The sequence below is a fragment of the Mesorhizobium australicum genome (genome assembly GCF_900177325.1).
In the GTDB taxonomy this organism is placed as follows: Bacteria; Pseudomonadota; Alphaproteobacteria; order Rhizobiales; family Rhizobiaceae; genus Mesorhizobium_A; species Mesorhizobium_A australicum_A.
This window is the reverse complement of sequence record NZ_FXBL01000004.1, coordinates 49,053-69,756: the sequence shown is the minus strand read 5'-3', so window position 1 is coordinate 69,756 and position 20,704 is coordinate 49,053. Positions and strand designations below refer to the sequence as shown.

The 20,704-nt window shown below is 65.1% G+C and carries 24 protein-coding genes; 14 read left to right on the top strand and 10 right to left on the bottom strand.

All coding sequences use genetic code 11. The features are described 5' to 3' along the window. The first annotated feature begins 67 nt into the window (after window positions 1–67). Together B9Z03_RS02665 and B9Z03_RS02660 are read left to right on the top strand one after the other, a co-directional pair. Window positions 68–739 carry an LON peptidase substrate-binding domain-containing protein gene (locus B9Z03_RS02665; protein WP_085462765.1) on the top strand — a complete coding sequence of 224 codons (672 nt, stop codon included), beginning with the start codon at window positions 68–70 and terminating at the stop codon, window positions 737–739. Window positions 740–744: 5 nt separating this feature from the next. Then, the gene (locus B9Z03_RS02660; protein ID WP_085462764.1) at window positions 745–972 is read left to right on the top strand and encodes a Trm112 family protein; all 228 of its coding nucleotides are present in this window, start codon (window positions 745–747) and stop codon (window positions 970–972) included. Window positions 973–978: 6 nt separating this feature from the next. On the opposite strand, the gene B9Z03_RS02655 is transcribed toward B9Z03_RS02660, so the two are convergent. From B9Z03_RS02655 to B9Z03_RS30465, 3 genes are read right to left on the bottom strand one after another with little or no spacing between them, the layout of a single operon-like run. Next, a complete protein-coding gene (locus B9Z03_RS02655; RefSeq protein ID WP_085462763.1) occupies window positions 979–4,329 on the bottom strand; it encodes an error-prone DNA polymerase in 3,351 nt (1,116 codons plus the stop codon). Continuing rightward, window positions 4,326–5,660, bottom strand: a complete 1,335-nt coding sequence (locus tag B9Z03_RS02650; protein WP_348529075.1) for a Y-family DNA polymerase — start codon at window positions 5,658–5,660, stop codon at window positions 4,326–4,328. The genes B9Z03_RS02655 and B9Z03_RS02650 overlap by 4 nt, the downstream gene beginning before the upstream one ends. A 22-nt stretch (window positions 5,661–5,682) precedes the next feature. Next, the gene (locus B9Z03_RS30465) at window positions 5,683–6,642 is read right to left on the bottom strand and encodes an ImuA family protein (RefSeq protein ID WP_348528991.1); all 960 of its coding nucleotides are present in this window, start codon (window positions 6,640–6,642) and stop codon (window positions 5,683–5,685) included. A gap of 162 nt (window positions 6,643–6,804) precedes the next feature. Between B9Z03_RS30465 and B9Z03_RS02645 the strand changes: the two genes are divergently transcribed. Then, complete coding sequence (locus tag B9Z03_RS02645) at window positions 6,805–7,242, top strand: metallopeptidase family protein (protein ID WP_085467463.1); 438 nt, start codon at window positions 6,805–6,807, stop codon at window positions 7,240–7,242. A gap of 25 nt (window positions 7,243–7,267) precedes the next feature. Here the strand turns inward: B9Z03_RS02645 and B9Z03_RS02640 are convergent, their stop codons facing one another. Together B9Z03_RS02640 and B9Z03_RS02635 are read right to left on the bottom strand one after the other, a co-directional pair. Next, window positions 7,268–7,474 carry a DUF1737 domain-containing protein gene (locus B9Z03_RS02640; RefSeq protein ID WP_085462761.1) on the bottom strand — a complete coding sequence of 69 codons (207 nt, stop codon included), beginning with the start codon at window positions 7,472–7,474 and terminating at the stop codon, window positions 7,268–7,270. A 10-nt stretch (window positions 7,475–7,484) separates the two neighbouring features. Beyond that, window positions 7,485–8,393: an HpcH/HpaI aldolase/citrate lyase family protein gene (locus B9Z03_RS02635; protein ID WP_432416984.1), complete on the bottom strand. Its 909-nt coding sequence runs from the start codon at window positions 8,391–8,393 to the stop codon at window positions 7,485–7,487. Between the two features lie 93 nt (window positions 8,394–8,486). Between B9Z03_RS02635 and B9Z03_RS02630 the strand changes: the two genes are divergently transcribed. Continuing rightward, window positions 8,487–9,653, top strand: a complete 1,167-nt coding sequence (locus B9Z03_RS02630) for an NAD(P)/FAD-dependent oxidoreductase (RefSeq protein ID WP_085462760.1) — start codon at window positions 8,487–8,489, stop codon at window positions 9,651–9,653. Here B9Z03_RS02630 and B9Z03_RS02625 read toward each other — a convergent pair. Beyond that, window positions 9,646–9,909 (bottom strand): DUF982 domain-containing protein, encoded by a 264-nt coding sequence (locus tag B9Z03_RS02625; RefSeq protein ID WP_085462759.1) that lies wholly within the window; start codon window positions 9,907–9,909, stop codon window positions 9,646–9,648. The two genes, B9Z03_RS02630 and B9Z03_RS02625, sit on opposite strands and share 8 nt — an antisense overlap. A gap of 14 nt (window positions 9,910–9,923) precedes the next feature. Continuing rightward, window positions 9,924–10,682 carry a DUF72 domain-containing protein gene (locus B9Z03_RS02620; protein WP_085462758.1) on the bottom strand — a complete coding sequence of 253 codons (759 nt, stop codon included), beginning with the start codon at window positions 10,680–10,682 and terminating at the stop codon, window positions 9,924–9,926. A gap of 118 nt (window positions 10,683–10,800) precedes the next feature. Here B9Z03_RS02620 and leuD point away from each other — a divergent pair, with 118 nt between their 5' ends. The 10 genes from leuD (at window position 10,801) to B9Z03_RS02575 (ending at window position 19,039) form a co-directional block, all read left to right on the top strand. After that, window positions 10,801–11,406 (top strand): 3-isopropylmalate dehydratase small subunit, encoded by a 606-nt coding sequence (leuD, locus tag B9Z03_RS02615; RefSeq protein WP_085462757.1) that lies wholly within the window; start codon window positions 10,801–10,803, stop codon window positions 11,404–11,406. Between the two features lie 14 nt (window positions 11,407–11,420). Beyond that, a complete protein-coding gene (locus B9Z03_RS02610) occupies window positions 11,421–11,657 on the top strand; it encodes a DUF2798 domain-containing protein (protein WP_085462756.1) in 237 nt (78 codons plus the stop codon). Window positions 11,658–11,715: 58 nt separating this feature from the next. Further along, complete coding sequence (locus B9Z03_RS02605; RefSeq protein ID WP_085462755.1) at window positions 11,716–12,537, top strand: hypothetical protein; 822 nt, start codon at window positions 11,716–11,718, stop codon at window positions 12,535–12,537. 121 nt (window positions 12,538–12,658) lie between these two features. Continuing rightward, a complete protein-coding gene (gene leuB / locus B9Z03_RS02600) occupies window positions 12,659–13,771 on the top strand; it encodes a 3-isopropylmalate dehydrogenase (RefSeq protein ID WP_085462754.1) in 1,113 nt (370 codons plus the stop codon). A gap of 18 nt (window positions 13,772–13,789) precedes the next feature. Continuing rightward, the gene (locus B9Z03_RS02595) at window positions 13,790–14,341 is read left to right on the top strand and encodes a hypothetical protein (RefSeq protein ID WP_085462753.1); all 552 of its coding nucleotides are present in this window, start codon (window positions 13,790–13,792) and stop codon (window positions 14,339–14,341) included. Next, window positions 14,338–15,291: an alpha/beta hydrolase gene (locus B9Z03_RS02590; RefSeq protein WP_085462752.1), complete on the top strand. Its 954-nt coding sequence runs from the start codon at window positions 14,338–14,340 to the stop codon at window positions 15,289–15,291. Before B9Z03_RS02595 ends, B9Z03_RS02590 begins: the two co-directional genes overlap by 4 nt. Before the next feature lie 98 nt (window positions 15,292–15,389). Then, the gene (locus tag B9Z03_RS02585; protein ID WP_085462751.1) at window positions 15,390–16,535 is read left to right on the top strand and encodes an amidohydrolase; all 1,146 of its coding nucleotides are present in this window, start codon (window positions 15,390–15,392) and stop codon (window positions 16,533–16,535) included. A gap of 260 nt (window positions 16,536–16,795) precedes the next feature. Beyond that, the gene (locus B9Z03_RS02580; RefSeq protein ID WP_085462750.1) at window positions 16,796–17,725 is read left to right on the top strand and encodes a phosphatase PAP2 family protein; all 930 of its coding nucleotides are present in this window, start codon (window positions 16,796–16,798) and stop codon (window positions 17,723–17,725) included. A 55-nt stretch (window positions 17,726–17,780) separates the two neighbouring features. Then, window positions 17,781–17,903, top strand: coding sequence for a hypothetical protein (locus B9Z03_RS30380; RefSeq protein WP_280174835.1), 123 nt, complete (start codon window positions 17,781–17,783; stop codon window positions 17,901–17,903). A gap of 101 nt (window positions 17,904–18,004) precedes the next feature. Continuing rightward, window positions 18,005–19,039, top strand: coding sequence for an aspartate-semialdehyde dehydrogenase (locus tag B9Z03_RS02575; RefSeq protein ID WP_085462749.1), 1,035 nt, complete (start codon window positions 18,005–18,007; stop codon window positions 19,037–19,039). 36 nt (window positions 19,040–19,075) lie between these two features. Here B9Z03_RS02575 and B9Z03_RS02570 read toward each other — a convergent pair whose 3' ends face one another. From B9Z03_RS02570 to rpsP, 3 genes are all read right to left on the bottom strand, one after another. Then, window positions 19,076–19,774, bottom strand: coding sequence for an HAD family hydrolase (locus B9Z03_RS02570; protein WP_085462748.1), 699 nt, complete (start codon window positions 19,772–19,774; stop codon window positions 19,076–19,078). Between the two features lie 92 nt (window positions 19,775–19,866). After that, window positions 19,867–20,160 carry a DUF982 domain-containing protein gene (locus B9Z03_RS02565; protein WP_085462747.1) on the bottom strand — a complete coding sequence of 98 codons (294 nt, stop codon included), beginning with the start codon at window positions 20,158–20,160 and terminating at the stop codon, window positions 19,867–19,869. 166 nt (window positions 20,161–20,326) lie between these two features. Next, on the bottom strand, window positions 20,327–20,701 hold the full coding sequence (gene rpsP, locus B9Z03_RS02560; RefSeq protein WP_085462746.1) for a 30S ribosomal protein S16: 375 nt from the start codon (window positions 20,699–20,701) through the stop codon (window positions 20,327–20,329). Window positions 20,702–20,704 lie beyond the last annotated feature (3 nt).

Genomic DNA, 20,704 nt, shown 5'->3' with positions numbered 1-20,704 from the left:
GCTCTTGCGGAACAGGCTGCGCGCCCCACATAGTCCTGATCCGCTCATTCTCGGCGAAGGTATCGGTGTGCAGGCCGGCAACGCATTCTATCGCAGGCAAGAGGATCTGCCGCAGGAAGCGGCGGTGTTTCCTCTGACGGCGGCGCTTCTGCTCCCGGGCGGGCGGATGCCGCTGAACATCTTCGAGCCGCGCTATCTTGAAATGGTCGACGCCGCGCTCGCCTCGACGCGGCTGATCGGCATGATCCAGCCGCGGCTCGATGGGGCGCTGCGCGAGGACGGTGAGCCGGAACTGTGCGAAACCGGGTGCCTGGGCCGTATCACCTCCTTCGCGGAAACGGGCGACGGCCGCTATCTCGTCTCGCTGCAAGGGATTTGCCGTTTCCGCGTGGCCGAGGAGCTGCCGGTCAAAACGCCCTACCGCCGTTGCCGGTTGATGCCGTTCCTCGCCGATCTGGACGAAGACAAGGGCGCGGAGCGGGTGGACCGGGCCGCGCTGCTCAAATGCTTTCGCAGCTATCTCGAAGCGAACGGGCTGGAAGCCGACTGGGACAATATCAGCCGTGCGGAAAATGCCACGCTGGTCAACGCGCTGTCGATGATGTCGCCCTACGGCGCTGCCGAGAAACAGGCGCTTCTCGAGGCGCCGGACCTCAAGACGCGGGCCGAGACGTTGATCGCCATCACCGAAATGTCGCTCGCACGCGAGCGGGACGATTTCTCTTCCAGCCTGCAGTGACGGACATGGCTGAAAGCGCTGCCGAAACGATCATCGATCCGAAACTGCTCGAACTCATCTGCTGCCCGCTGACCAAGGGCATGCTCTCCTACGACGCCGAGAGCAAGGAACTGATCTCGCTCTCGGCGAAGCTCGCTTATCCGGTGCGCGAGGGAATTCCGATCATGCTGCCTTCGGAGGCGCGGCAGCTCGGCGAAGACGAGATTGCGGCACGCAGGAAGCAGCGGGACTGACGACGCTCACTGGAAATTGCGCCCCTTCGGCATGACCTTGCCGGCTTGGGCGGCAAGTTTATCGAATTCCTCCCGAAATTGCGGCTTTGCGTCCATCACCCGCGCATCCGGCGACAGGTGGTTACCTTGCTTCGCCACGGGAGCGGGGCTGTCGGTATTGGCCGCTTCCTCGGACAGGTCGACCAGCCACGGCGTCAGATCCTCGATCCTGTCGGCCACGAGATGGGTGACGGCGGTTGCATCCTGCGCGCTTTTCACGGACTGGATTCGGCCGGTCACCTTCACGAAGCGCGCACCGAGCACGACGGCGCGATAGGCTTCGAAGGTCTTCTGCCAGACGATGATGTTGGCGATGCCGCGCTCGTCCTCGATGGTCATGAAGATGACGCCGTTGGCCGAGCCGGGTCGCTGGCGCACAAGAACCAGACCTGCGACGCTGATCCTGCGGCCGCTGGCGGTCTTCTCGAGTTCGGCCGAGGAACTCACCGCCGCGGCCGTGAGCCGTTTCCGCAGGAAAGATACCGGATGCGCCTTCAGCGAGAGGGTCAGGGTGCGGTAGTCGTGGATCACGTGCTCGCCCAGAGGCATGGCGGGCAATCTGGTCTTCGGCTCGAGATCGGGCAAGCTGATCTGCGGCTGGTCGAAGAGCGGCAACCGCTCGACCATCTTCTCGCGACCGAGCGCCTTCACCGCCCATAGGGCTTCGCGCCGATCGAGCCCGATGGAGCGGAAGGCATCCGCCTGGGCGAGGCGCTCGATGACGTCGACGCGCAGGCCGCTGCGCAGCCACAGGTCGCGGACGGATACGTAGCCAGAGCCGCGACGCTCCATGAGCAGGATCATATCGTCCTCCGCAAGGCCCTTGACCTGGCGGAGACCGAGACGGAGCGCATGATGCGAGAGGATGACGCCTGCCATCAAGGCATGGCGGGGAGCGATGCGGGCCGCATCGAATGCGGCCCTTTCCAACGTGCAGTCCCAGTCGGAGAAGTTGATGTCGACAGGACGAACCTCGATGCCGTGCTCGCGTGCGTCGCGGACGAGCTGCGAAGGGGAATAGAAGCCCATCGGCTGGGAATTCAGGATCGCGGCCGAGAACACATCCGGGAAGAAGGTCTTGAACCAGCAGGAGGCGTAGACGAGCAGGGCGAAGGAGGCGGCGTGGCTTTCCGGAAAGCCGTAATCGCCGAAACCCTCGACCTGGCTGAAACAGCGTTCGGCAAACTCGCGGGGATAGTCCTTGGCGACCATGCCCTCGATGAATTCGTCACGCAGCTTGTCGATCGTGCCGACACGGCGGAAGGTGGCCATGGCGCGGCGCAGCTTGTCCGCCTTGTCAGGGGGGAAGTCGGCGGCGACAATGGCGATCTTCATCGCCTGTTCCTGGAACAGCGGCACGCCGAGGGTCCTGCCCAGGATCTCCTCGAGCTCCGGCTTCACATAATCGACAGCCTCCTTGCCCTCGCGCCGGCGCAGATAGGGATGCACCATGTCGCCCTGGATCGGACCGGGCCGGACGATCGCCACCTCGATGACGAGGTCATAGAAATTCCGAGGTCGCAGCCGTGGCAGCATGCTCATCTGCGCCCGGCTCTCGATCTGGAAGACGCCAAGCGTGTCGGCGCGGCAGATCATGTCATAGACCGCCTGTTCACCTTCCCTGATCGTCGCCAGGTCCTTTTCCGGGCGGTCGGGATAATGCTTTTCGAGCAGCTCGAAACAGCGGCGCAGGCAGGACAGCATGCCGAGCGCGAGGATGTCGACCTTGAAGAGACCGACGGAATCGAGATCGTCCTTGTCCCATTCGATCATCTTCCGTTCCGGCATCGCCGTCTTCATGATCGGAACGATCTCGTCGAGCCGGTCCTTGGTGATGACGAAGCCGCCGACGTGCTGGGAGAGGTGGCGCGGGAAACCCATCAATGCATTGGCGTTGTCGAAGAGGTGCTTCGTCAGCGCATCGCTCATGTCGAGCCCCGCATCCCGCGCTTCGGTCGCGCCGAGGTCGGACGATGTCCAGCGCCAGGTCGAGGAGGAAAGGGCGGCAATCGTGTCGTCCGAAAGCCCAAGCGCCTTTGCGGTCTCCCGCATGGCCGAACGGGAGCGGTAGGTGACGACCGCGGCGGCCAGCGAAGTGTGTTTCTCGCTGTATTTTTCGTAGACGTATTCGATCACCTCGTCGCGACGGTCATGCTCGAAATCGACGTCGATGTCCGGCGGTTCGCCGCGTTCCTCCGAGATGAAACGTTCGAACAGCGTTTCCATACGATCAGGGCCGATGTCGGTGATGCCGAGGCAGTAGCAGATCAGCGAATTCGCGGCCGAGCCGCGACCCTGGCAGAGAATTTTCATCTCCCTTGCCGCCCTGACGATGTCGTGCACCGTCAGGAAATAGCCGGCGTAGTTCAGCCGGCCCACAAGGTCGAGCTCCTTGAGGATAGTTGCGTGGATCTTCTCGGAGAGCCCTTCCGGAAACCTTCGCGCGGCTCCCTCCCAGGTCAGTCGTGCGAGTTCTTCCTGAGGTGTCGCTCCGTCGCGCGTCGGTTCGTCGGGATAGTTGTGCTTCAGTTCATCCAACTTGAATGCAAGCTCCTGCTCGAAGCGCATCGTCTCGGCGATCGCATGCTGGTAGCCGCGAAAGAGACGAGCCATGTCCATCGGCGATTTCAGATGGCGCTCGGCATTGGCCTCCAGTTCAAACCCTGTCTCCGCCACGGTCCTTTTCAGCCGGGTGGCGCTCAACACGTCCTGCAGATGGCGTCGGCCGGGCTCATGATAGAGTACGTCGTTGGTGGCCATCAGCGACAGGCCGGTCGTCCTCGCCATGGCGTCCGCCTGGGCGAGACGCCAGGCATCGTTGCCGCCGAAACGCGGCGCGGCGGCCAGCCGTAATGCCGGACCAAACCTGGCTTTCAAGCTGTGGAGGAGCAGAAGTTCCGCTTCGGCATCGACGAGCGGCGGCAGCACGGCCAGCGACATGCCGTCGCCCCATTCGAGCAGGTCGGCGAGATAGACCAAGGAATTCCCCTTCTCGCTCTCCTCCCTGAGATTGGCCTGCGACAGCAGCCGACAGAGACGGCCCCAGCCGGCACGATCGCGTGGATAGGCGAGCACGTCCGGCGTGCCGTCGGCGAAGACCAGGCGGGCGCCGGGGTGGTAAGGAATGCCCGTTTGCCTTGCCTGCTGCCAGGCGCGGACCACGCCTGCCACGGTGTTGCGGTCGGCAAGCCCGATCGCGGCATGGCCGAGACGGGCCGCCTGATGCACCAATTCCTCTCCGGACGAGGCTCCCTGCAGGAAGGAGAAATTCGACCGAACGCCGAACTCGGCATAGGCGGGAGAGACGGGAGCATTCATGCGAAGAGGCCCTGCATGTGCCATTGCGGCGCTTCGCCAGCTGCCTGCGGAACCTCGCGATATATCCAGTAGCGTCGTCCATCCTGGTCTTCGATGCGATAGTAGTCGCGGGTTCCAGCCGCTGCGTCGCGCCACCACTCCGGAGAGATGCGCTCGGGCCCTTCCTTGCCGTGCAGGGAATGATCGACCCGTCGCCAGCGGAAATCGAGACTGGCGCCGTCGATGATTTCGATCGGGTCGGAACGCCTCAGGAGCCGGAGCGGCCGCTCCGCCATGCCGGCGGGAATCGCCTTCGCCATCGGCGCGTCGGCGACGCTCGTTGCCCGTTCGGGAATATGGCTCTGCCGCAGATCGGGTTCGGTCAGTGCCGCGCTGCCGAGACGAGCGCGCACCCGGTCGGCGAAAAAGGCGGCATCCTCCTCGTGCGCCGCCGTGTCCCCGGACAGATTCTGTTGCCGGTCTTCGAGGGTTGCGGCGGACACGACTGCGAGACGCGCAAGATCGAAGCCGTACCCCGCGTCGAGACGGTTCTCCAAAGCCGAAAGCCGTTCATGGAACAGCTTGGCGATGCGCCATGATTCCCGCAGCGGGACGGCGGATCCGGTGGCTATGCGGCTTACCTCGCCGTCGACGCGAAACAGGATCAGTTCCAGCCGTTCGGCGCCTTCGCCGCGCTCTTCCAGGTGCGGCTTCAACGCCTGGGACAGGAGCAGGACGAGCCTCTCTATGTCCTCCATGCGCTCGACGGGTTCGGCAAGCCGCCGCTCGACCGACAGGGGCGGCACCGGCAACCGTGGCGAAATCGCCTCGTCGACGGAACCGAGCGCCTGATCGAGCCGCAGGACGACCTGCGGTCCGAACCGGCGGACGATGGGCGCGCGAGGAGCCTCCATCACCATCGCGACGGTTCGCAGGCCGACGCTCTTCAGGCCGGCGATGGTCCCGGCATCGAGCCGCAGCGCCGTGAGCGGCAAGGGCGCTAGAAGCTCAGCCTCCGTTCCGGGCGCGATCACGACAGGGCTGCGGAAGCGCGCGGCCGCCCAGGCGGCGCCAGGCGTCGAGGCAAGCCCTGCCCGCGCCTCGAAGCCCTGATGACGGAGGCGTGCGAGCAGATCCTTCATCAATGCCCGTTCGCCGCCGAACAGATGTGCGCAGCCGGTGATGTCGAGGAAGAGACCGTCGTCGCCGTCGATCGAGACCAGCGGCGTATAGCGGTTGCACCAGTCGGCCAGGCTTTCGAGCAACTGGCGGTCGGCTTGCGGATCTTCCTCGACGATCTCGATCGAGGGATGCATTGCGCGCGCATCGGCGATTCCCATGCCCTGGCGCAGGCCGAGGCGAGCCGCTTCCTCATCAAGCGCGCCGACGCGCTGGGTATTGTTCTGCCGCGTGCTGAAGAGGAGCGGCCCCCTTTTTGCTCCGTCGAAACGCCACGCCCTCCCGAATCTCTGACGGAAGACCCTGTCCGGCGACAGGAGGGGTAGCCAGATGGCGAGTATCCGTTGTGGCAGGCTCATGGTCCGGCTCCTCGAAGATGCGTCGGCCGGCATTCCATTGCAGCAGGAAGGCGGCTTGCGGCGACAGGCGGTTCTTGTCGATGAAGATCTGGAAGGCGGGTGGCCCGATCGAGCCGCGCAGCGGGCCTGCCAGAGTCAGTCGCGGCGCGGCCGGCGCGGGCGAGGCGACCAGGCGCAGTGGCGCGGCGGTGGGTTGCGCTTCTGCGCCATGGCAGAGAAGGAAAAGCGGACGGCCTGCCGCCAGGGCGCGCCGGTGCAGCCGCCGTGTCGCCGTCAGGTCGAGCACGGATGGGTTGCCGCGCATCTCCAGGAGCACGGCGCCTATGGCTTCGAGGTGCGCGGCCTCCTCGGCGATCCACAACGCGTCGGCGGGCCTCGCCGCCTCAGCCACCAGAAGCTGCCCGGCACCGATGCCGCAAAAGGCGGAGATGCCGGGCAGATAGGGCTCGCCCGCCTCATGCATCATGTCCGAGGTCGCGATCCAGACGAGGGGCCGGCGCCCGGCCGCGCGTGCGGCAAATGCCAGCGCAAGCCCCGAGACCGCACCGGCATCACGCGTGAGGCGGCCGTGTATCTCCACCAGGCCGGCGGCAGGAATGCCGCCGCCGAGAGCCGCATCGAAACGGGGCGTGCCGGTCGGGATGCGAGGCAGCAAGGCGGCCCCATTGCGGCGCGCGAGCACCGCATCGTTATCGTCGGCCGGGGTCTCCAGCGTTTCCGCCAGACGGCCCTCGATCCTTGCGATTTCCCGGCGCAGGGCGCAAACGGCCTCATGCGCCGCGGCGCCCTTGGCCATGGCACTGTTCCCGGTCAGATGTTCCTGTTCTGTTCCTATAGATTCCGAAGCCTGCCGGAAGAGTCAAGCAGACTCGCAAAGAATTTATTCCTGCCGTCTTTCGGACGGAAACGCTTCTATCCGCGCCCGAAAACCCCTATATGGCCCGCCAAAGGAGCATTCATGGCCCGCATCGACAATTCACGTCTGTGGCGCGACCAGCTCTCCCCCTCCCTGGAGGATATGGAGATGCTCGCGCTCGAAGCCTATGCGCATCTGCCCGATGAGTTCCGGACGCTGACCGGGGAAATCGTCATCCAGGTCGCGGAGTTCCCCGAGGAGGAGATCATGGACGATCTCTCGCTGGAGACGCCGTTCGACCTGCTCGGCCTGTTCGAGGGACGCGGTATTGCCGAGCGCTGGAACCCGGCGACCGGCGAGGGCCCGAACCGCGTCACGCTCTATCGTCGCGCCATCCTCGACTACTGGGCCGAGAACGAGGAGACGCTGGGCGACATCGTCACCCATGTGCTGATCCATGAGATCGGCCACCATTTCGGCCTGTCCGACGACGACATGGCGCGCATCGAGGAAGGTCTCGACCAGGAATACAGGCCCTGATGCGGCAGCGCCCTTAGGTCCGCTTTCAGTAGTCGCTCAGCTTGATTCCCGGGTCGTAGTCCACACCGTCGATTTCCTTGAAGACGGCCTGGCCGCAGCGCATCGTCTTCGTTTCCGCGTCGAAGGCATAGGTTGGAGAGCCGTGCAGCAGCCAGCCCTTGTTCAGCGCCGCCGTCACCTTGTGGCAGAAGCTCGAATCGTCGGGGCCGGAGAGAAAGCGATAGAGTTTCACGGATGCCTCCTCAGAGATTGCCGGCCTTGGCCAGAAGCTTCTCCGCCTGTGCCAGATGCAGGCGCTCGGTCATGCGGCCGTCGACGGTGAGCACGCCCTTCCCGGCATTCTCGGGCGCTGCGAAAGCGGACACGATCGCTCGGGCCTGGGAGATTTCGTCCGCCGAGGGCGAAAACGCCTCGTTCGCCGGACCGATCTGGTCGGGATGGATCAGCGTCTTGCCGTCGAAGCCCATGCCGGCGCCATCCTCGCATTCGCGACGGAAGGCGTCGAGGTCGCGGAAGTTGTTGGCCACCCCATCGAGCACATCGATGCCGCCGGCGCGGGCCGCCAGCACCATCTGCATCAGCCAGGGCACGAGGTGACGGCGGTCCGGCGTCATGCGCACGCCGGTTTCCTTCACGAGGTCGTTGGTGCCGGCGACGAAACAGGCGAGCCGCGCGCCGGGATCGCGACCAAGTTCCGCGATCGCGCCGATGTTGAGCAGCGCCTTCGGCGTCTCGATCATCGCCCAGAGCCACATGCCCGGATGGGCGTCCTCATCGTCCAGCGTGTCGTTGGCTTCCAGGATGTCGCGCGGCGTCTCCACCTTCGGCAACAGGATCGCATCCGGCCGGCATTCGCGCGCGGCGATCAGATCTTCCGGGCCCCATTCCGTCGACAACCCGTTGATCCGGATGACGATCTCTCCGGGACCGCCGGATTGCGGGGCTTTCGCGCGTTCGGCGAAGAACGCCTTCAGCGCCTCGCGGGCGGCAGGCTTGGCATCCGGCGCGACCGCGTCCTCCAGATCGATGATGGCGGCATCGCAGGCAAGACCCGGCAGTTTCGACAGCGCTTTGGCGTTCGAGGCAGGAACGTAGAGCACGGAGCGGCGGGGTCGGAAGGGGCGTGTCGTCATGATGGTGTCTTCATGCATCGGCGCGGAACCCGGTGCAAGCGGCTGCGGCGGCAAGGCGCTTGAATGCACGAATGAAAACTGATTTGCGTTGCTGCAACAAAAGGCTGGCACATGCAGTTCGACATCGTCATCATCGGGGGGGCCATTGTCGGCTCTTCTGTCGCCTGGGGTTTGCGCGAGGAAGGGTTCACCGGCTCGATCGCGCTGATCGAGCGCGACCCACAGTTCGCGACCGCGTCGACGACGCTGTCCTGTGCCTCGATCCGCCAGCAGTTCTCGATCCCCGAGAACATCCGCCTGTCCGTGTTCACCCTCGGCCTCTTCCGGCGGCTGAAGGAGGAGTTCGGTGCCGATGCCGACATCGGATTCCGCGAAAACGGCTACCTCATTCTCGCCAGCCCGGATGGCGCGCCGATCCTTGAGCAGAATCACGCGGTGCAGGCGGCGGAAGGCGCCGACATCGTGCTGGAGAACCCGGCCGCGCTGCAGTCGCGCTTCCCGTGGCTGTCGACCGAAGGGATCGTCGCCGGAGCGTTCGGCCGCACGGGGGAGGGCTGGTTCGACGCGCATGCCTATCTGCAGCTCTTCCGCCGCGCGCTGAAGACGCGCGACGTCGCCTTCATCAAGGCGGAGGTGACCAGTATCTCCCGCGAAGGCAACAAGGTCACGAAAGTGACGCTGGACGACGGGTCGCAGATATCCGCCGGCACGGTCGTCAATGCCGCGGGCCCCAGCGGCGGCAAGGTGGCGGCGCTTGCCGGCATCACGCTGCCGGTCGAGCCGCGCAAGCGTTCCGTCTTCGTCTTCGAGGCACGCGAGCGCTATGCGGACATGCCGCTCATCGTCGATCCGAGTGGGGTCTATGTCCGGCCGGAGGGCTCCGTCTACATTACGGGCGGCGCCGAGCCGCACGAGGACGACCGCGCGGCCGACCCCGCCGACTTCGAACCCGAATGGCCGCTGTTCGAGGAGACGATCTGGCCGGCTCTGGCCGCGCGCATTCCGGCCTTCGAGGCGATCAAGCCGACGCGGGCCTGGGCCGGCCACTACGATTACAACGTCCTGGATCAGAACGCGGTGATCGGGCGCCACCCGGACGTTTCGAACTTCATCTTCGCCAATGGTTTCTCCGGCCACGGGCTGCAGCAGGCGCCTGCCGTCGGCCGTGCCGTGGCGGAACTCGTCGTCCATGGCGGCTACTGCACGATCGACTGCTCGGTCTTCGGTTACGAGCGGATCGCGGAAGGCCGGCCCTATCGGGAACTGAACGTCATCTGACCGCGTCCGAATAGATTCCCGCCGCAAGCGCCGCGTCGACAAGCCGAGCGCGGGCATCCCCGGTCGAACGATGTCCGTCGAGCACCTTCAGGCAGGTCTCGAGGGCATTCGCATGCAACTCGTCGCGCGGGCCCGGCCATTCCACGCTTGCCAGCAGGTCGCTGGCCTCTTGGACCGAGCCTATCGAGACGATGCCCGAAGACAGTCGAACGAGCACGGGCTCGGCGAATTGCTTGGTGTCGAGTTCGGTCCGCATTGGCCTGCAACGGACTAGCTGTCCTGCGGTTCCTTTCCCGGTTTGCCGAGAGACCGCGCCAGCGACAGGGCATTGCCCAGCGCATGGCCGTTCGCCGTGTTGTCGAAGATACACCAGACCTCGGCGCCGCCGGCTGCCGATGCCGCCACGCGCCGGCCGATCGTGAGGAGGCTCTCGGCATCATAGTCGGAATAATAGATATCGGGCGTCCCGTGCAGGCGGAAATACCTCAGCCGATCCCAGCCGCCCGGCTCGTCCCCATTCGCCGCGCGGGACGGATCGGCCGCGACACGGGCGACGTGATGCGTCTTCATCATGCTTTCCGCCTCGTGGCCGAACCAGCTCGGATGGCGCGGTTCCAGCGCGATGTGCGACGCGGTCTTTCCGCGCAGCAGGCGAAAGAAGCCATCTGCGGTCTGCATCTCGAACTTCAGATGCGGAGGGAGTTGAGCGAGAAGCACGCCGAGCTTCTTGCCGAGGCCGGCGATGTCCTGCAGGAATTTGTCGAGCGCCGCTTCCGCGTCGACGAGTCCGGCTTCATGCGTGATCGTCTTTGGCAGCTTGACCGAAAAGCGGAACGCGTCAGGAACGGACTCCGCCCAGCGCAGATAGGTCTCGGGCAGATGCGGTCGGTAGAAGGAGGTATTGATCTCGACGCAGCCGAGACGTCTGGCATAACGCTCGAGATGGGTCCCCTGCGCCGGAAATTCCGCCGCATAGCGCGACGCGATGCTCCAGCCTGCCGTTCCGATGAAGAGCGGATGTTCCTGCATCGAGTCGATGTGGCGGAATCGCCTGCTGCGTCAAGTGCTGCGGCGTCTTTCCACTTTGCCTCGGGAAAGAGTCTGTGTAATGCGTTGCCGCGCACCTTGGCCCGAAGGGAGATGAGCGATGGACAAATTCACCACATTGACCGGGGTTGCCGCGCCGCTGCCGATCGTCAACGTCGACACGGACATGATCATCCCCAAGGACTACCTGAAGACGATCAAGCGCACCGGGCTCGGCACGGGCCTTTTCGCCGAGATGCGCTACAACGAGGACGGTTCGGAGAATCCGGACTTCGTGCTCAACAAGTCGGCCTACCGCAAGGCGCAGATCCTGGTGGCGGGCGACAATTTCGGCTGCGGTTCCTCGCGCGAGCACGCGCCTTGGGCGTTGCTCGACTTCGGCATCCGCTGCGTGATCTCCACCAGCTTCGCCGACATCTTCTACAACAACTGCTTCAAGAACGGCATCCTGCCGATCACGGTAAGCCCCGAGGACCTGGAGAAGCTGCTCGACGACGCGTCGCGCGGCTCCAACGCGACGCTCACCGTCGACCTCGAAGCCAGGGAAATCCGCGGGCCGGACGGCGGCACGATCACGTTCGACCTCGATGCCTTCAAGCGTCACTGCCTGCTCAACGGGCTCGACGACATCGGCCTGACGCTGGAGAAGGCCTCGGCCATCGACAGTTTCGAGAAGACGAACGCCGCGGCGCGTCCCTGGGCCTGAGCCTCGTCCGTCCGATGAAGCCATTCCTGCCAAAGCGGCTCGAACCCTATGCGTTCGGGCTGCTCCTCTCGGGCATGATGTCGTTCCTGGTGTCCGGCATGTCGACCGCGCTCGCGGCCGGCGTCCATGCCAATTTCCCGCAGCTCTGGTTGTCGGCCTGGCTGCCGTCCTGGGCGATCGCCTTTCCGAGTGTCCTGATCGTTGCACCCTTCGTGCGACGGGTTCTCTCGCGGATCGTCCGTTCGAACTGACTCCGGGCTGACATGCGTTGGTCGCCGTGGCAGTCTGGCGTCACATGGAGATCAGACGATGCGCATACCCTTCCTGTTCGCTGTGCTCGTGTCCGTTCTCGGCAGTGCGCCGGCGCTGGCCCAGACTGCCGAGCCTGAAAAACACCCGTTCGAAGGCGGCACGATCACCATCACCGAGACGGACACGGGCGAGAAGGAGATCGCCTTCGACGGCCGCCTGCTCGCCTCCAACTATTACGTCTCCTACGACCAGGAGACGGAAGTGGGTGGCTCGAAGGTGGCGCTGATCTCGGTCGGCGACGGCGGCAATGCCTGCGGCCCGGGCACGCTGATCGTCTGGAAAAACGGCGATGAGGTCGACAGCGACTATATCGGCGAGGATTGCGGCGCGCCGTCTCCCGCCGTCACCGCCGACAAGATTTATTTCGTGCCCTATCTCCTGCCGGGCGCGAGCGGCGATGTCGTCACCTGGTCGCCGACGGAACGTATCGGCCTCGCCGGTCTCCTGACCTTCAAGCCGCAAGCCGATACCGGCTGGTCGGATCTCGACCTGTCGGGGGTCGAGCATATCCTGGATACGTTCCGCAACGAGGCGGTCTACTCCGCCGCAGAGAAACTGCTGGGTGGCGATCTGGAAACCGTCGTCACCGGCCTCGTTGTCGGCGGTGCGCCGGAGACACTGAAGTCGGACGTGCTCTGGTCCGAAGGCTGCGTGCCCCATGCCTGTGGCGGCAGCGACAGTTTCATGGCGATCGATCCGAAGGCGAAGACGCTCTATTTTGCCCAGCAGACCGACGGCAAGACGCCGAACAGCTGGCCGCCTGCCGCGAAGTGGCCGAAGGACATCCTCGACGCGATGAAGGGTGCGATCGGGCGCTAGACGCCCGGCCTCGGTCGGGCGCCCTGTCCCTGCGAACCGATTGAGTGCTATTTCCGGCTTGCGCGGCGATGCGGCCGCGTCTAGCACGTCGCGCGAGATTTCCTGCACGAAAGGCGCGACCATGGCATCCCGCAAGCTCCTCCTCCTCGCCGGCGACGGCATCGGCCCCGAGGCGATGGCGGAAGTGAAAAAGCTGATCGCCATGATGAACGCCGAGATGGCGGCCGGCTTTGAGACCGAGGAAGGGCTGGTCGGCGGCTGCGCCTACGACGCGCACGGCAAGGCGATCTCGGAAGAGGACATGGCCAAGGCGATGGCGGCCGATGCGGTGCTGTTCGGCGCCGTCGGTGGGCCGAAGTGGGATGGCGTTCCCTATGAAGTGCGCCCCGAAGCCGGCCTTCTGCGTCTGCGCAAGGACATGGAACTGTTCGCGAACCTTCGCCCGGCGATCTGTTATCCGGCGCTCGCCTCGTCGTCGTCGCTCAAGCCGGAAGTCGTCGAAGGCCTCGACATCCTGATCGTGCGTGAACTCACCGGCGGCGTCTATTTCGGCGAGCCGAAGGAGATCATCGACCTCGGCAACGGCCAGAAGCGCGGCATCGACACGCAGGTCTACGACACGTTCGAGATCGAGCGGATCGCGGGCGTCGCCTTCGAGCTGGCGCGCACCCGCCAGAACAAGGTCTGCTCGATGGAAAAGCGCAACGTCATGAAGTCTGGCGTGCTGTGGAACGAGGTCGTGACCCAGACGCACAAGGCAAAGTATCCGGACGTCGAGCTCAGCCACATGCTGGCGGATGCCGGCGGCATGCAGCTCGTGCGCTGGCCGAAGCAGTTCGACGTCATCGTCACTGACAACCTGTTCGGCGACATGCTGTCCGACGTGGCGGCGATGCTGACCGGCTCGCTCGGCATGCTGCCCTCGGCCTCGCTCGGCGCGCCGGACCCGAAGACCGGCAGCCGCAAGGCGCTCTACGAGCCGGTGCACGGCTCGGCGCCCGACATCGCCGGTCAGGGCATCGCCAACCCGATCGCCATGATCGCCTCCTTCGCGATGTGCCTGCGTTACTCGTTCAACATGGTCGCGGAGGCCGACCGGCTGGAGAAGGCGATTGCCGACGTGCTGGACAGCGGCCTGCGCACGGGCGACATCATGTCTCCCGGCGCAACGCAGGTGAACACCCAGCAGATGGGCGACGCGATCGTCGAGAAGTTCCGGGCGCTGGCGGCCTAGCGCTCACGGAGAGGAGGGGTGGAGTACAGTTTCCAGCAGTTTCTTCTCCCCGGCGAACGCCTGCTCTGGACCGGGCGTCCGACAGGCGGCTTGAACCTTCGCCCGGCAGACTGGTTCCTCATCCCGTTCAGCTTCGTCTGGATTGCATTCGTCATATTCTGGAACGTAGCTGTCTGGGCCGGTGGCGGTCCCATGTTCTTTCGGCTCTTCGGCCTCCTGTTTCTCGCAGTCGGCCTCTATTTTCTTTTCGGCCGTTTCTTGCTGGATGCTCGTAGCCGAGCCCGGACCAGATACGCATTGACGGAACGCCGGATTCTCATTTCCAAAGAAGACGGGTCCAATCTCCGCTTTCTCGACATTCGCAACCTGCCATCCCTCGAACTAAGTGAACAAAGGGATGGCTCGGGAACAATCAGATTCGGCGGGGTTGCGACGCTACAAAATGTGAGCACCGCCATGTGGCAACCTTGGCTCGATGCGACACCGGCCTTCGTGCGTATTCCTGACGTGAAACGAGTCTTTTCTCTCATCCAGAAACAGGCCGCTGAAGCGAACGGCAATCTTAGATGAAGCATGTCGCGCTGGCGCTTGGCCTGATGACCTCCTTTGCCGACGCAGAGGAAATCACCGCTCCAGGGCCGCAGAGTGACCTGGCCGGCACATATCTCAGCGCCGGCGACAGCGCGCCCGTGGTTCTGATCGTGCCGGGCTCAGGCCCGACCGACCGCGACGGCAACAACCCGCTCGGCGTGAAGGCCGCGACCTATCGGTTTCTGGCTGAAGGGCTGGCGGAGCGCGGCATCTCGTCCGTGCGCATCGACAAGCGCGGCATGTTCGCCAGTGCCGGAGCCGTGCCTGATCCGAATGCCGTGACGATCGCCGACTATGCGGCCGACGTGCACAGCTGGATCGGTGCGATACGGGAAAAGGCGGGCGTGCCCTGCGTCTGGGTGCTCGGTCACAGCGAGGGGGCGCTGGTGGCGCTAAAGGCCGGACAGAAGCCGGACGGCATCTGCGGCCTGCTGCTCGTTTCCGGTCCCGGGCGGAAGCTGGGCGACGTGTTGCGCGCGCAGTTGCGCGGCAATCCGGCCAATGCGCCCTACCTGCCGCAGATGCTCGATGCCATCGCGACGCTGGAGGCGGGCGGCTCCGTCGATACCAGTTCGTTCCCCCCGGTCGTCGCGGGGCTTTTCGCCCCGGCTGTCCAGAGCTTCCTGCGCGACCTGTTCTCGCACGATCCGGCGAGGTTGATTGCCAACGCCGCCGTGCCGGTCATGATCCTGCAAGGCGAGTCCGACCTGCAGATCGGTGTGGAGGATGCCCGCCTCCTCGCTGCAGCAAAGCCCGACGCGTCGCTGGCTTTGGTTCCGCATGCGAACCACGTGCTGAAGGCGGCCCCAGCCGACGATTTGGCCGCGAACTTCGGCACCTATGCTGACCCTTCCCTGCCGCTGGCGCCAGGGGTGGTGGACGCACTGGCTGGCTTCGTTCTGGGTTCAAAGACGACACGAAACCGATGAACGCCGCGCCGGCCGGCGCGAGCAAGGCCAGCTTGATCCAAAGGGCCGGCACCCTATCATCGCGAATCTGTGATCGTGTATCAGGGGCAATCGCCGGAATGTTTCTCACCAATCGTGACATGGTCGACCTCATGGAGTTCCGCCACGGGCTCCATGCCAATCCGGAAATCTCCGGCGAGGAGGAAGCCACTGCCCGTCGGGTCGTCGCGGTTCTGGAGGAGACCAAGCCCGACCGCATCGTCACCGGGCTCGGCGGACACGGCGTTGCCGCGGTGTTCGACGGCACGGAACCTGGACCTGTCGTCATGTTCCGCTGCGAGCTCGATGCGCTCCCGATCGAGGAGATCGGGAGTCTTCCGTATCGTTCGACTATTCCGGGCAAAGGCCATCTCTGCGGCCATGACGGGCACATGACGATCCTGACAGGCCTTGCGCGCGGGCTTGCGCGGAACCGGCCTGCGCGGGGTCGCGTCGTGTTGCTCTTCCAGCCGGCGGAGGAGACCGGAGCGGGCGCCGCCGCGGTCATCGCCGATCCCAAATTCAAGGAGATCGCGCCCGATTTCGCCTTCGCGCTGCACAACATGCCCGGCCTGCCGCTTGCATCGGCGCGTCTGTCGCCGGGACCCGCGAACTGCGCCTCGCGCGGCATGCGCGTCGTGCTTTCAGGCAAGACCTCGCATGCCTCGGTTCCGGAGGCGGGGCTCTCGCCGATGCGGGCTGTCGCCGAGCTGATGCCGTCGCTTACCGCGCTTGGGCCCGGCGGCGCCCTGCAACCCGGATATCGCCTCGTGACGGTCGCCCATGCCCGGCTCGGCGAGCCCGCCTTCGGCATCGCGCCCGGTCATGCCGAAATCTGGGCGACGCTGCGCACGCTGACAGACGACGGCATGAGCGGTCTCGTGGGGCAGGCCGAAGCGCTCGCCCGCGAGGCCGCCGGCCGGCACGGGCTGGAGGTTGCGGTCGATTATCACGATGTCTTCCACCATTGCGAGAACGATCCCGAGGCCGTGGATATCCTGCGTGCCGCGTTCGATGCGGAGGCAATTCCGCACGGCGAGGCGGAGATCATGCGCTGGTCCGAGGATTTCGGACTGTTCGGGCGGGGAGTGAAATCGGCGATGTTCCTGTTCGGATCCGGCGAGTCCTCGCCGCAGCTCCATAATCCCGACTTCGACTTTCCCGATGCCCTGATCGAACCCGGTGCGCGGATCTTCATGCGCGTCATCCGCAATCTTCTGGGATAGCCGTCGGCCACCGCCATCCCATTGCCCGGCTACGTAGCTTTTCCCCGCCCGCTGTCGTCTCTCCGTAACGGAAGCCGGTACATATCGTGATCGTCCGCCGGGGGGCGGCATCAGCGATCGGTTTGCGGACAGCGGCCTGACCAAATGTGGGCGGCCGGGCGTTCCGATGCCGTCGCCGCCGCGCAGCCCTTGTCGTCATTCATGCGATACAGGGAGCCGACATCGTGAGCGCGGGTTCATTTTTCGGCGGATCGTCCGTGATGTCTCCGCCCGATGCCAAGCCCGGCGGCGCACGGACCGTGCCTCGTGCCGCCGCTCTTGGAATATGCCGCTACAGCCGCATCCGCGTGTTCGACAACATCGTCAGCACGCTCGTCTTCCTCCATCGGCGAAGATGCAGGCGGCGCATGGGGCGGATCGCCTGGAAATGGCCACTGACGGTCGCGTTTGCCATCGTCCTGTTCACCCTGTTCACCATCGACACCTATTTCGCGGCGAACCGGCTTACGGCTAACTCGCCCTTGTTCGTGCAGGCGCTTGCGTGGACCCACTGGGGCAAGTCGGCCACCATCCTGGTGCCGACGGCGTGCCTTCTGATAGCTTCCTCGCTCGTGGCCTGGCGACGGTTGCGGCCGCGCACCCAGCTCCTGTTGCTGAACCAGACCGCGATGAGCGCCTACCTGCTTCTTTCGGTGCTGCTGTCCGGCCTGGTGGTGAATCTGCTCAAACAGATGATCGGCCGGGCGAGGCCGAGCCTCTACCCCGAGCTCGGCGCCTATCATCTCGATCCCTGGACGCTCCACACGCGTTTCGCCTCCTTTCCGTCCGGCCATTCGAGCGTGGCAGGTGCTGCGGCGATGGGCCTCGCGCTGCTGTTTCCCGCCCTCAGGGTTCCGGCGCTGATCCTGGCCCTGTGGCTGGCGACGACGCGGGTCTTCGTCGGCTCGCACTTCATGAGCGACGTATTCGCAGGTCTGATGATCGGGGCGTGGTTCGCCTATGCCCTGGCGATCGTCTGCGCGTCGCATGGATTGCTGTTCGATGTTTCGCAGGCAATTCTGCCGACACCGAAGAAGACGTTCCACATCGTGCCTGCCGGCATGAGGGCGGAGTGGCGGGGGATGCGGCGGCGCTATTTCGGTCGATCCGGTCGGCCTGTCGAAAGCGTGCGCGTGCCGCTTCCGTCGTGACCTGATTGACTCTTTCCCAGAACTCAGTCATGAGCCGCGCGAAACGGAGCTTTCCATGCGCGGCCTGCTTCTGGCCTTTCTGACGAGCGGTTTCGCCGGCCCTTCCGCCGGCGCCAGCGCTCGCGCGCTTCGTTCCACCAAAACCACGGCCAAAACGAAGACCGCCAAAACGGTCTGACACCCCTTGGCCAGCTCGCCCCTCCCCGGGTCCGGCCCGGGGATGGACCCCGCAAAGCCGGCGGGTTTCCTGAAACGAGCGGAGGGGGACAGGAGATTTCGATGGGTTTCAAGGTTGCGATCGTCGGCGCCACGGGAAATGTGGGCCGCGAAATGCTGAACATTCTGGAAGAGCGCGGCTTTCCGGCCGACGAGGTGGTGGCGCTCGCCTCACGCCGCAGCCAGGGCACGGAAGTGTCCTATGGCGACAAGACGCTGAAGGTGAAGGCGCTCGACAATTACGATTTCTCCGACACCGACATCTGCCTGATGTCCGCCGGCGGTGCGGTGTCGAAGGAATGGTCGCCGAAGATCGGCAAGCAGGGCTGCGTCGTCATCGACAACTCCTCGGCCTGGCGCTACGACGCCGACGTGCCGCTGATCGTGCCGGAAGTGAACCCTGACGCGATCGCCGGCTATACCAAGCGCAACATCGTCGCCAATCCCAATTGCTCGACCGCGCAGATGCTGGTGGCGCTGAAGCCGCTGCATGACGCCGCGACGATCAAGCGCGTTGTCGTGTCGACCTACCAGTCGGTCTCGGGCGCGGGCAAGGAAGGGATGGACGAGCTGTTCACCCAGACGCGCGCCGTCTTCGTCGCCGATCCGGTCGAGGCGAAGAAGTTCACCAAGCGCATCGCCTTCAACGTCATCCCGCATATCGACGTCTTCCTCGACGACGGATCGACCAAGGAAGAGTGGAAGATGGTCGCCGAGACCAAGAAGATGCTCGACCCGAAGATCAAGGTGACGGCCACCTGCGTGCGCGTGCCGGTGTTCATCGGCCATTCCGAGGCCGTGAACCTCGAATTTGAGAAGCCGATCACCGCCGACGAGGCGCGCGAGATCCTGCGCGAGGCGCCTGGCTGCCAGGTCATCGACAAGCGCGAGAACGGCGGCTACATCACGCCGATCGAGAGCGCCGGCGAGGATGCCACCTACATCTCGCGCATCCGTGAGGATTCGACGGTCGACAATGGTCTCAACCTCTGGATCGTGTCCGACAACCTGCGCAAGGGCGCGGCGCTCAATGCCGTCCAGATCGCCGAGCTGATGGTCGAGCGCGGGCTGCTGAAGCCGCGGGCCAAGGCGGCCTGAGACGCGAAGAGTACGGACCGCGGCGGATCGACGTCTTCAGTCGACCGCCGCGACCTGCTCCGCCAGTTCCCCGAGATGCGCGATCTTGCGGAAGCGGGGGTGGTTGGCGGGCTCCTCGGCATGTTCGAGCACCCAGGTGAGCTCGTGCGGGACGAAGACGCCCCAGCCGCCGGCGTCGAGGGCGGGAAGCACGTCCGACTTCAGCGAGTTGCCAACCATCATCGCCCGCTCCGGACCGTCGCCATGGCGCGAGAAGATACGGCTGTAGGTGTCCGGCTTCTTGTCCGATACGATCTCGACGGCGTCGAAGAGCTCGCCGAGCCCCGAGGCAGCGAGCTTGCGCTCCTGGTCGAACAGGTCGCCCTTGGTGATCATCACCAGCCGGTAGTCGCCGGCGAGCGCCTCCAGCGTCTCGCGCACGTGTGGCAAGGTCTCGACAGGATGCGACAGCATCTCGCGGCCGGTCTCGAGGATCGCCTGGATGACGCTCGCCGGCGCGCGGCCTTCCGTCACCTCGATCGCCGTCTCGATCATCGAGAGCGTAAATCCCTTGATACCGAAGCCATAGGCGGCGAGGTTCTTCCTTTCGGCGGCCAAGAGCCGCTCGACCAGATGGCCGGGCTCGGCATAGTCCGCCAGCAGTTCGGCGAAGCGGCGCTCCGTCAGGCGGAAGAACTGCTCGTTCTGCCATAGCGTGTCGTCGGCGTCGAAGCCGATGGTGGTGAGGCTGGACATCGCAATCCAATCTCACCGGTGCCGGCTCGCGTCAACAGCTTCGGGGCGCCAACACCGGCGCCCACCTTCGAGGAAGTTCCGGCCGTCCGGAGTCAGGCTCCGAGAAGATCGTCTTTCGCCGCCATCGCATGGGGCGCCAGCAATTCGTCGACAAGGACGCCACGCGCGCGGGCATAGGCCTCAACGATACCGCGCGCGGTGTCCGGCTCGATCTCGCCCAGCAGTGCCGCGCGGCAGGCGCGCACGGCGACATTGTGGGCGGGGCCGTGTTCGAGCGGTGCGAGCTCATCGAGCGCCTGCAGGGCGTCGGTGGCATTGTCGACGTGTCGGGGAAACCCCAGACCAACGAACATGGTCAGGGGACGTTCGAAAGCGGCACCATTCATCGCAACCTCCTTTCGCGATCAGTCCAACGGAGCGGCTTTGACAGGGCCGGCCCAACGGGCAGCCAGACAGGATTTTGGTATCCGATCGGCCGTCGTCAAGATGGTCGGCCAAACGAAAACGGCGGGCCGAAGCCCGCCGTGATGCATGTCCGAAAGGGGGTACCGATTACTCGCCGGTCGCGGCGGCGAGCTTGGCGGCCGCCTCTTCCTGAGCCTTCGCCAGCAGCGCGGCGCGCTCCTGCGCCTTCTTGCCGGGCTTCGCCTTCTCCGGGTTCGAGCGGGCTTCGCGCTTGGCGATGCCGGCCTCGTTGAGGAAGCGCAGAACGCGGTCGGTCGGCAGGGCGCCGTTGCCGAGCCAGTGGTTGATGCGCTCGGCGTTGAGCTTCACGCGCTCGGCCGAGTCCTTCGGCAGCAGCGGGTTCCACGCGCCGACCGTCTCGATGAAACGGCCGTCACGCGGCGAGCGCACGTCGGCGACGACGACGTGGTAGTAGGGACGCTTCTTGGAGCCCGCGCGGGCCAGTCTGATCTTCAGTGCCATGTC